Here is a 10069-nt window from a genome sequence, read left to right on the forward strand (position 1 = left end):
TAGCATTCGAAACCGACTCCTGCCAGGTTGTATTCCTGGGAGACTTCCGGCGCGTGCCTGTTTCGCCTTACCACAAGGCTGGTTGCCGTGAGGAACACATCGCCAGCCATGTGACCGCTGTACCGCCCCATTCTTCGGTACAGTTTGGACGATTTACATCGATCCGTACCTTACCGTCCATGGCCGGATAGCGGATGCTGTGGCTCTCTCCCCCAACGCGCACGGACCCTCCCGATGGACAAAACGACAAACGGCTGGCTGAGCGGCTTCATAGGAGTATTGATCTTCAGCGGCTCGCTGCCGGCCACGCGCGTCGCCGTGCAAGGCCTCGACCCGCTATTCGTCACGGTCGCCCGCGCGACGATCGCCGGCACGCTCGGTCTGCTGCTCCTGCTCGTCTTCCGCCAGGCGCGGCCGTCCCGCCACGACCTGATTCCGCTAGTGATCGTCGCACTCGGCGTGGTGGTCGGCTTTCCGCTGCTGACCGCGCTCGCGCTGCGGCACGTGAGCGCGGCGCATGCCATCGTGTTCGTCGGCCTCCTGCCGCTCGCCACGGCGATCTTCGGCGTGCTGCGCGGCGGCGAGCGCCCGCAACCGGCGTTCTGGCTGTTCTCCGCGCTCGGTAGTGGCGCGGTGGTGGCGTTTGCCTTGCGTCACGGGCTCGATGCCTCGCCGATCGGTGACGCGCTGATGCTGGCCGCCATCGTCGCATGCGGACTGGGTTATGCCGAAGGCGCGCGCCTGTCGCGCCACCTCGGCGGCTGGCAGGTGATTTCGTGGGCGCTCGTGCTGTCGCTGCCGCTCATGCTTCCGCTCGCGGTGTGGACGCGGCCGGCATCATTCGACGGTGTCAGTCACGCGTCGCTCTGGGGCCTCGCCTATGTGTCGCTCTTCAGCATGCTGATCGGCTTCGTGTTCTGGTATCGCGGGCTCGCGCTCGGCGGCATTGCGGGCGTCGGGCAGTTGCAGTTGCTGCAGCCGTTCTTCGGCCTGCTGCTTGCGGGCCTGTTGCTGCACGAACAGGTGCCGCCAGCGATGATTGTGGTCACCGTCGTCGTGGTGGGCTGCGTGGCGGGCGCTCGGCGCTTCTCGCGGGCACCGGCGCCAACGCGCCCGGCCATCTGACGCGTGTTTTGACTGCGTGTCGCCTGCTTCCTGTTTGCGTCCCGCTTGCGGCCAGCATCCGACTGGCATCCGACTGGCATACGTCTCATCGATTTTCGGACCCGCGCGGCGCGGGCGGCCGGTTGAATATGTCATCATTCCCATGATCGACTAACCACTGCCCAGCGCCGCGACTACGATGCCGACCGCTTTTGCTCAAACCGTCGAAGCCCGCTTTGCCGAACTCACGCCCACCTCCAAGCGCGTCGCCAGCTACATGCTGGCCAACCTCGACCGGCTCGGCCTCGAAACCGCCGATCAGATCGCCCAGCAAGCCGGCACGAGCGGCATCTCGGTCGGCCGGTTCCTGCGCAGCGTCGGCTATCAGAATCTGGACGACCTGAAGCGCGAACTGCGCGGCGCTCAGGAGCGTCCGTGGCTGATCACGGACCGGCTCGACGCGTTCCGCCGCGCCGCCGGTCAACACGACGAGACCACGCCGGACGTAAATTCGCCTGCCGAGCCCAACCCCGCGCTCGCCCATTCGCTCGAACTCGAAATCGGCGCGATCCAGCATGTCTATCAACTCGCGCAATCGCCGATGTTCAAGCGTGTGGCCGAGCGCATCTCGAACGCGGATGCCGTCTACATTCTCGGCATTCAGTCCACGCGCGGTATCAGCAACGCGTTTTACAGCTACCTCGAATACATCCGCCCGCGCGTGTTCTATTCCGACGGCATGTCGGGCTCGTACGTCGATTCGCTGAACTCCGGCTTCGAATCGCCTTATCTGATCGTCACCGACACCCGCGCTTACTCGAAGGTCGCGCGCCGTTATTGCGAAGCCGCCACGCGCCGCGGCCTGCCCTTCGCGCTCATCACCGACATCTATTGTCCGTGGGCGCGCGAATTCGATGGCGATCTGCTGCAGGTAAAAACCGATGTCGGCCAGTTCTGGGACTCGCTCGCGCCGCTCACGTGCCTCTTCAACCTGCTGATTTCGGCGATCGTCGAACGGCTCGGACCGCGTATCGACGAACGTGTCGCGCGCAACCGGGAACTGCAAAGTGAATTCGACCAGTTCGACGACCTCTGATGCACACCACGTCCTTTGCCTCATGACCGACCATCGACTTATCGAAATCACGCCTGCCACGCATGGCGTCGATATCGACCTCGTCTACGCCACCGCGCGCAATCTCACCGGCAAACCGATCTACAAGGCCGCGCATTGTCTGCTGCTCGAGCCGGCGGAGGCGGCGCTGCGCCGTGCGGTCGAACTGGCGAGTCAGATCGGCACAACGTTGCGCATTTTCGATGCGTACCGGCCGCCGCAAGCGCAGCAAGTGCTGTGGGATTTTCTGCCCGACCCGACTTACGTGGCGGACCTGACGCGCGGCTCGAACCATAGCCGCGGCACAGCGCTCGACCTGACATTGCTCGACGCCCGCGGCGAGGAAATCGACATGGGCACCGGCTTCGACGCCATGACGATCGAATCGGAACACTTTCATCCTGGCTTGCCGGCAGAGGTGCAGCGCAATCGCATGCTGTTGCTGGGGGTGATGCATGGCTCGGGCTTCACGCACATCAAGAGCGAATGGTGGCACTACGAGTTGCCGGGTTCGCGCGCGTTGCCGCTGATCGACAACAGCGCGAGCGGGCCGCTGCGCCTGATGTGATCGATCGACTGCCAGGAAAACGGGTATCCTCACCGGCTCGTTCAGAAGGAGGATCCATGAAGTTTTCAATTTGCCTGGCGGTTGCCGCCCTGACGCTCTCTGTCGGCGCGTACGCCCAGACCTCGCAAACCTTCCGTTTCGGCGAAGGCCAAAGCTCGCTGCCGTCCGGTCACGCGCAGCCCGCGCCTCGCGCGCAGGCCCAACAGGCGCAGGCTCCGCAGCAACCCGCCGAACAGCATGCGCCGACATCCGAGGCCAAGCCGAAACATAAGACGAAGCATCATCGGCATCATCGTGGGCATGTGACGCAGCCGGATACGTACTCGCATAGCTGAGCGGTCCCAGGCGGGCGACCGTGGGCGCGCGTCGTCTTCGCTGAAGATTGCTGACGCGCGCATGGGTTAAAGGTAAATACCCGCCATACGTCGTGGCGATTTTTGACTCGCTTCAAATTCGCGCGCGCGGCGGGCATAGTAAAACGTATCCGCCGATTTATTGCCACGACAGGAACACGTATGAGCACCCCCCATCCCGCGCCCGGCACTTCCGGATCAGCGACCGCAGCGGCCCCGCTGATCCGCGACGCCACCGAAACCGATCTTCCCGCGATTCAGGCGATCTACGCGCACCACGTGCTGACCGGCGTCGCCTCGTTCGAAGAAATCCCGCCCTCCGTCGATGACCTGCGCACGCGGCTCGCGTCGGTACGCAGCCACGGGCTGCCGTATATGGTGGCGGAGATCGACGGCGAAGTCGCCGGCTATTGCTACGCCACGCCTTACCGGCCGCGCGCCGCGTATCGCAACACCATCGAAGACTCGATCTATGTGAACGACGCCTATCGCGGCCGAGGTCTGGGACGCGTGCTGCTGCAGGCGCTGATCGAGCGCTGCGAAACCGGACCGTGGCGCCAGATGGTCGCCGTGATCGCAGACGGCGGCAGCGGCGGTTCGCTGTCGCTGCATACGCAGTTGGGTTTCGAATTGACGGGCACCTTGAAGGCGGTGGGCTTTAAACACGGCCGCTGGCTCGACACGACGTTGATGCAGCGCACGCTCGGCAAGGGTGACTCGCGCCTGCCGGACGACGTGGCGCCGCGTTAAAATCCTTTCCATGCCCAACACGCCGCCTCCTGTCCCGCCCCTGCTCGCCGACTCGCACGACCCGGCCAGCGCCACGCCGCGCAACGAATACACCGTCGACGAACTCGCGCGCGTCACCGACACCACCGTGCGCAACGTGCGCGCCTATCAGGACCGGGGCCTGCTCGCGCCGCCGGAAAAGCGCGGCCGCGTCGGCGTGTACGACGACACGCACGCTTCGCGTCTCAAACTGATCAACCATCTGCTCGCACGCGGCTACACGCTCGCGAACATCCAGGACCTGATCATGGCCGTCGACGAAGGCCACGATCTGCGCTCCATCCTCGGTCTGGAAACGGCGATCGGCGGCCGCTGGTCGCGCGAGCGGCCGAAAAAATACTCGCTGATCGAACTACTGCAAATGTTCGGTGACAAGGCCTCGCCGAGCGCACTCGGCAAAGCGGTCGACCTCGGTTTGCTGGAGCGCGACGGTCTCTCGTTCGTGTCGGGCAGCCCGACGGCGCTGGCCGCCGGCGCGACCATGGCGAAGGAAGGCATTCCGCTTGCCGATCTGCTCGACGCCGTGAGCATCGCGAGGCCGCATTTTCATGCGGTCGCCAAGGCGCTGGTCGATCTGGTGGTCCGTCAACTGGACCGCTACGACGCCGACGCGCTGCCGCCGCCCGCCGATGTGCCCGCTCTGGTCGACGCCATCTGGCGCGTGCGGCCGCTGGCGATGGTGCTGGTGGAAAGCGAAATGAACCGGGCGCTCGAAGAGGCCTCCGGCGATTATCTCGGCGACCGTGTCGCGGCCATCATGGAAAAGAAACTGGGGCATCCTGCTGACGGCGCTACGGGCGCTGCGAAGAAGGACAAAACGAAGAAGTAGCCCCTGCGCGTAGTCTCGCTCTCGCGCTGACTTTGCGTTCGCTATCACCTTCGCATTCGTCCTCGCGTTCGCCCTTACCTTGGTCGTTCGCGCCCATCTTCGCATTCGCATTCGCCTCTTGCCTTCGTTCGCCCTCGCGCCCACCTTCGCCCGCCTCTTACCCTTTGCGCTCGCTCGTGCTTTTGCGCACGCCCGCTTGCGCGGCTAGACGAACACACCGAGACCGCGCCATGTTCCGGCGCGCGTCATATTCAAATCTGCATTGCTTCGTTTGAACGGCGGGACGTCCATGCGACGATCCCCGAACGTCGCCGCAACGCGTTTTCAGCCGCATCCGCAAGCCCGCGTCATGCCTTTTCGCGGACTAACACGAGTCACGCTGACAACCCGCGGCGGCCACACCAATCGAACGCAATGGAGATTCGCAGGATGGTCCGTCACGCCCGTTATTCGCTTCAACTCGCCGCCGCCTTGCTCGCGGCATTCACGACCTTGAGCGCCACCGCGCAGACCGGCGGCAACGGCAACGAGCCGGCGAAAGTATTGCGCATTGGCTATCAGAAATCGGGCCTGCTCGCGGTGCTCAAGGCACAAGGCTCGCTCGACGAAAAACTCAAACCGCTCGGCTACAGCATCAAGTGGTTCGAATTCCCGGCAGGACCGCAACTGCTCGAAGCGTTGAACGCGAACAGCATCGACTTCGGCTACACGGGCGCGCCGCCGCCAGTGTTCGCGCAGGCGAGCGGCGTGCGCTTCGTGTACGTGGGCGCCGAGCCTTCGGGAAGCCACGCCGAAGCGATCCTCGTCAAAAGCGACTCGCCACTGCATCACGTGGCCGACCTGAAGGGCAAACGCGTCGCGCTGCAAAAAGGCTCGAGCTCCAACTATCTGATACTCGAAGCGCTCAAGAAAGCGGGCCTGCGCTACGAGGACATTCGTCCGGTGTATCTGCCGCCTGCCGACGCCCGCGCTGCCTTCGAAAGCGGCAGTGTCGATGCATGGGTGATCTGGGATCCGTACTATGCGTCCGCGCAGCAGGCGCTGAAGGCGCGCACACTCGCCGACTACACCGAGCTCAACGCCCCATACAACTTCTATGAAGCGACGCGCGACTTCGCGCAGCAGCATCCCGACGTGATCGGCGCGATTCTCGGACAGTTGCGCACCGCCGGGCTGTGGGTCAATGCGCATCCGGTGGAGACCGCCGCGCTGATCGCGCCGAAGGTCGGTCTCGATCAGAAGCTGGTCGAAACGTGGGTGCGCCGGTATCCGTACGGCACCACCGCCGTCACGGACGAGATCGTGCGTTCGCAGCAGATCGTCGCCGATGCGTTCTACGGCGCCAACCTGATCCCGCAGAAAATCACCGTGAAAGACAGCGTTTGGCAGAACCGGGAAGTCACGTCGGCCCTGGCCGTGAAGTAACTCGCGGCGGGCCTCCGCGGCTAGAGGCGAGCGTCTAGCCGCCCGCTTGCGTCATCCGTTACCAGCCTCTATCGTTACATCAACCAATGTAACAGTTAAGACGGTAAAAACGGAGGCGGATCGGATGAACGCACGCATGATGCCCCACCACGCCGCGGCGCCCGACGCGTCCGCGCCTATCGAGACCGATATCGCCATCATCGGGTCCGGGTTCGCGGGCCTCGGCATGGCGATCCGCCTGCGGCAGGCCGGCGTCACCGACTTCATCGTCGCCGAAAAGGCCGATGCCGTCGGCGGCACGTGGCGCGACAACCATTACCCCGGTTGCGCATGCGACGTCCAATCCCACGTCTATTCGTTCTCCTTTGCTCCGAATCCGCGCTGGACCCGCATGTTCGCGCGCCAGCCGGAAATCCGCGCTTACCTCGAGGACTGCACACAGCGCTTCGGCATCCAGCGACATCTGCGGTTCGGTCACGAACTCGCGACAGCGACCTACGACGAGACACGCCACCGCTGGCAACTCACCTTTGCAAACGGTCAGCGATGGTCGGCACGCGTGCTGATTTCGGGCATGGGCGGCCTGTCGCGCGCAGCGGTGCCGAACATTCCCGGCCTCGAAAAATTCAAGGGCAAAACGTTCCACTCGCAGCAGTGGGATCACAGCTATTCGCTCGAAGGCAAACGCGTCGCCGTGATCGGCACCGGCGCGAGCGCGATCCAGTTCGTCCCGCAGATCGCGCCGCGCGTCGCGCATCTCGACCTGTTCCAGCGCACGCCGCCGTGGATCATGCCGAAGGCCGACCGTGCCGTGACGCCGCTCGAACAGTGGCTGTTCAAACACCTGCCGTTCACGCAGAAGATCATGCGTTCAGCGCTCTACTGCGTGCTCGAATCGCGCGCCGTCGGCTTTGCGATTCATCCTTCGCTGATGAAGACCGCGCAGAAAGCCGCGGAGCGGCATCTGCGCCGCCACGTGCGCGATCCGCAATTGCGCGCCACGCTCACGCCCAACTACACGATGGGCTGCAAGCGCGTGCTGATCTCGAACGACTACTTCCCCGCCCTGTCGCGCCAGAACGTTTCGGTGACGACCACCGGCATCGCCCGCATCGAGGAAGACGCGATCGTCACCACTGACGGCGCGCGTCACCGCGCCGATTGCCTGATCTTCGGCACCGGCTTCCAGGTGGCCGATCCGTTTCCGCGCGGCGTGGTGCGCGGGCGCGGCGGCGTCGATATCGTCGATACATGGCGTGACGGCGCGCATGCCTACCTCGGTACGACATTGCCTGGTTATCCGAACTTCTTCATGGTGGTCGGACCGAACACCGGCCTCGGCCATAACTCGATGGTGTTCATGATCGAGTCGCAGGTGGAGTACATCCTGCGCGCGCTGAAGACGATGCGTGCGGAACGCGCCGATGCCATCGAAGTGCGTCCGCAAGTGGAACGCGCCTACAACGAGCAGATCCAGCAGAAGCTCGGCCGCGCGATCTGGTCGACGGGCGGCTGCAAGAGCTGGTATCTCGATCCGGCGACCGGCAAGAACACCACGCTGTGGCCGGGCTTCGCCTACAAATTCCGTCAGGCCACCAGCACCTTCAGCATGGACGATTACCTCGCGTATTCGCCCGCGCCGCATGCGGCGAGCGTGCCGATGGATTCAGCGCACGGCGCGCATGCTCAGGGCGGCGCTGCTTCGGCGTCGACGCCGGCATCGGCGGAAGCGACCTGATAAAACGTAACGACAACGACAAAGCACAGTTCAGGGAGAAGCGGAGATAAGCCAATGAAAAACTTTACCGACAGCGTAGCCGCGATCACCGGCGCAGGCTCGGGGATGGGCCGCTCGCTCGCGATTCAACTGGCGCGCGAAGGCTGCCACCTCGCGCTCGCCGACCGCAATGCCACGAGCCTCGCCGAAACCGCGCAGCTGGCGCAAGCCGCGGCGCAGCCGATCGTCGGCTCGCCGCTGCGCATCACTACGCGCGTGCTCGATGTCGCCGACCGCGCCGCGATGTTCGACTGGGCCGCCGAAACGGCCGCGCAGCATCAGCGCGTCAATCTCGTGTTCAACAACGCGGGCGTCGCGCTGTCGAGCACCATCGAAGGGATGGAATACGCCGATCTGGAGTGGATCGTCGGCATCAACTTCTGGGGCGTGGTGCACGGCACGAAGGCATTTCTGCCGTATCTCAAGTCTTCCGGCGCGGGGCATATTGTCAATACGTCGAGCGTATTTGGCCTCTTTTCGCAGCCGGGCATGAGCGGCTACAACGCGACCAAATTCGCCGTGCGCGGCTTTACTGAAGCGCTGCGCCAGGAACTCGACCTGATGAAGTGCGGCGTTTCGGCGACCTGCGTGCATCCGGGCGGCATCCGCACGGGCATCGCGCAATCGAGCCGTATCGCCTCGAACATGGTCGGCTTCATGCTGGAAACCGAACAGCAAGGCAAGGACGACTTCGAGAAGTTCTTCATCACCACCGCCGATGAAGCCGCGCGCGTGATCCTCGACGGCGTGCGCAGAAACAAGCGGCGCGTGCTGATCGGACGCGACGCGCGGGCCGCCGACTGGCTGGCGCGCACGCTGCCCGCGGCCTATCAGGCACTGGTGGTGATGCAAACGCGCCGGATGAAACGCATCGCGGAAAAGCGCGCGCGGCGCACCGCACAGGTGGACGGCAAGCGCGCCTGATGCGCCGGCCCCTTGCATCGCGCCATGCGCTTCACTCGATCAGCCCGTCAGCAACACATCAAGAATCACAAGGAGAAAGGCCATGATGCCGATTCGCCGCGACCTTCGTTTCAACTTGCCGCAGGAACGTGCCTGCGATTGGCACGTGCAAGGCTCGCATGTGACACACTTCTTCAACGCGCTTTCGCTGCTGTTTCCGGCCGGCGAGCGTTTTTTCATGGACAGCGTGCGTAACTACCGCGATCAGATCGACGACCCTGTGCTGAAGAAGCAGGTGCTCGGCTTCATCGGCCAGGAAGCCATGCATACGCGCGAGCACGTGGAATACAACGATCTGCTGCAGGAAGCCGGCCTGCCCGCGCACAAGCTCGACCAACGGCTGTGGGCGATTCTCAACTTCGGCCGCAGGATCCTGCCGCATTCATATCAGCTCGCTGTCACCGTCTGCCTCGAACACTACACGGCGATGCTCGCCGGCCTGCTGCTGGAAGACGCGTCGCGCATCGGGGGTTCGGTAGAAGGCTATACGCACATGTGGACCTGGCATGCGCTCGAGGAAACCGAGCACAAATCCGTTTCCTACGACGTATGGAACGCCGTGCTCAAGCCCGGCCTCAGCCGCTATCTGTTGCGCACCGGCACCATGCTCGCCACCACGTTGACGTTCTGGCTGATCGTGTTCGATTACCACGTGCGCCTGCTCATCGCCGACCGCAAACGCGGCGATCATATACGCGGCATGTGGCGTGTCGTGAAGTATCTGTACGGCCCGCGTCATGGCGTGTTTCCGCGCATCGCCGGTGAATGGCTGAGCTTTTTCCGGCCCGGCTTTCATCCGTGGGATCACGACAACCGCGCGCAACTGGCGCGTATCGATGGCCTGGTTGCCGCGGTCGATGCCACCAACGCGGTCACGCCGAGCGCTCGCAAAGCCGCGCGGCGCGGCGTGCAGGCGGCCGCGTGATACGCGACACGCTATCGGTCGACGCCGGCGGCGTGCGGCTCGCGGTCTACGTAAGCGGACCGCGCGACGCGCCGCCGATCGTGCTGGTGCACGGCTATCCCGACTCGGCGGCCGTGTGGGAACCGGTGCGCGCGCAACTGGATGCGCGCTACCGCGTGATCGCCTACGACGTGCGCGGCGCCGGCGCTTCCGGGGCGCCCGCGCCCCGGCCCCCCTGGCGCG

Annotated in this window: 11 protein-coding genes; all 11 read left to right on the forward strand. The window is 64.5% G+C overall.

Annotated features, from left to right (window positions below; all coding sequences use genetic code 11):
• Window positions 1-234: 234 nt before the first annotated feature.
• Window positions 235-1125 carry a DMT family transporter gene (locus PQR32_RS28080; protein WP_408234609.1) on the forward strand — a complete coding sequence of 297 codons (891 nt, stop codon included), beginning with the start codon at window positions 235-237 and terminating at the stop codon, window positions 1123-1125.
• 178 nt (window positions 1126-1303) lie between these two features.
• A complete protein-coding gene (gene sapR, locus PQR32_RS28085; protein WP_408234612.1) occupies window positions 1304-2200 on the forward strand; it encodes a sap1 transcriptional regulator SapR in 897 nt (298 codons plus the stop codon).
• A 22-nt stretch (window positions 2201-2222) separates the two neighbouring features.
• Entirely contained in the window at window positions 2223-2786 is a 564-nt protein-coding gene (gene ddpX, locus PQR32_RS28090; protein WP_408234615.1) for a D-alanyl-D-alanine dipeptidase, read from the forward strand.
• 56 nt (window positions 2787-2842) lie between these two features.
• Window positions 2843-3121, forward strand: coding sequence for a hypothetical protein (locus tag PQR32_RS28095; protein ID WP_408234618.1), 279 nt, complete (start codon window positions 2843-2845; stop codon window positions 3119-3121).
• Window positions 3122-3301: 180 nt separating this feature from the next.
• Entirely contained in the window at window positions 3302-3889 is a 588-nt protein-coding gene (locus PQR32_RS28100; RefSeq protein ID WP_408234620.1) for a GNAT family N-acetyltransferase, read from the forward strand.
• A gap of 10 nt (window positions 3890-3899) precedes the next feature.
• Entirely contained in the window at window positions 3900-4757 is an 858-nt protein-coding gene (locus PQR32_RS28105) for a MerR family transcriptional regulator (protein WP_408234623.1), read from the forward strand.
• Between the two features lie 429 nt (window positions 4758-5186).
• Entirely contained in the window at window positions 5187-6182 is a 996-nt protein-coding gene (locus PQR32_RS28110; RefSeq protein WP_408234626.1) for a sulfonate ABC transporter substrate-binding protein, read from the forward strand.
• A gap of 124 nt (window positions 6183-6306) precedes the next feature.
• Window positions 6307-7920, forward strand: a complete 1614-nt coding sequence (locus PQR32_RS28115) for a flavin-containing monooxygenase (RefSeq protein ID WP_408234629.1) — start codon at window positions 6307-6309, stop codon at window positions 7918-7920.
• Window positions 7921-7974: 54 nt separating this feature from the next.
• Entirely contained in the window at window positions 7975-8883 is a 909-nt protein-coding gene (locus PQR32_RS28120; RefSeq protein WP_408234632.1) for an SDR family NAD(P)-dependent oxidoreductase, read from the forward strand.
• A gap of 82 nt (window positions 8884-8965) precedes the next feature.
• Complete coding sequence (locus tag PQR32_RS28125; RefSeq protein WP_408234635.1) at window positions 8966-9847, forward strand: metal-dependent hydrolase; 882 nt, start codon at window positions 8966-8968, stop codon at window positions 9845-9847.
• A partial coding sequence (locus tag PQR32_RS28130) for an alpha/beta fold hydrolase (protein WP_408234638.1) occupies window positions 9844-10069 on the forward strand: 226 nt, incomplete at its 3' end. The genes PQR32_RS28125 and PQR32_RS28130, both read left to right, overlap by 4 nt.

This window comes from Paraburkholderia dipogonis, assembly GCF_046027395.1.
GTDB lineage: Bacteria > Pseudomonadota > Gammaproteobacteria > Burkholderiales > Burkholderiaceae > Paraburkholderia > Paraburkholderia dipogonis_A.

Excerpts from the sequence above, each read along its gene's own strand:
- PQR32_RS28120 (WP_408234632.1), top strand. The coding sequence starts at position 7,975 with ATGAAAAACTTTACCGACAGCGTAGCCGCGATCACCGGCGCAGGCTCG.
- PQR32_RS28105 (WP_408234623.1), top strand. The coding sequence starts at position 3,900 with ATGCCCAACACGCCGCCTCCTGTCCCGCCCCTGCTCGCCGACTCGCAC.
- PQR32_RS28115 (WP_408234629.1), top strand. The coding sequence starts at position 6,307 with ATGAACGCACGCATGATGCCCCACCACGCCGCGGCGCCCGACGCGTCC.
- PQR32_RS28110 (WP_408234626.1), top strand. The coding sequence starts at position 5,187 with ATGGTCCGTCACGCCCGTTATTCGCTTCAACTCGCCGCCGCCTTGCTC.
- PQR32_RS28095 (WP_408234618.1), top strand. The coding sequence starts at position 2,843 with ATGAAGTTTTCAATTTGCCTGGCGGTTGCCGCCCTGACGCTCTCTGTC.
- sapR (WP_408234612.1), top strand. The coding sequence starts at position 1,304 with ATGCCGACCGCTTTTGCTCAAACCGTCGAAGCCCGCTTTGCCGAACTC.
- PQR32_RS28125 (WP_408234635.1), top strand. The coding sequence starts at position 8,966 with ATGATGCCGATTCGCCGCGACCTTCGTTTCAACTTGCCGCAGGAACGT.
- PQR32_RS28080 (WP_408234609.1), top strand. The coding sequence starts at position 235 with ATGGACAAAACGACAAACGGCTGGCTGAGCGGCTTCATAGGAGTATTG.
- ddpX (WP_408234615.1), top strand. The coding sequence starts at position 2,223 with ATGACCGACCATCGACTTATCGAAATCACGCCTGCCACGCATGGCGTC.
- PQR32_RS28100 (WP_408234620.1), top strand. The coding sequence starts at position 3,302 with ATGAGCACCCCCCATCCCGCGCCCGGCACTTCCGGATCAGCGACCGCA.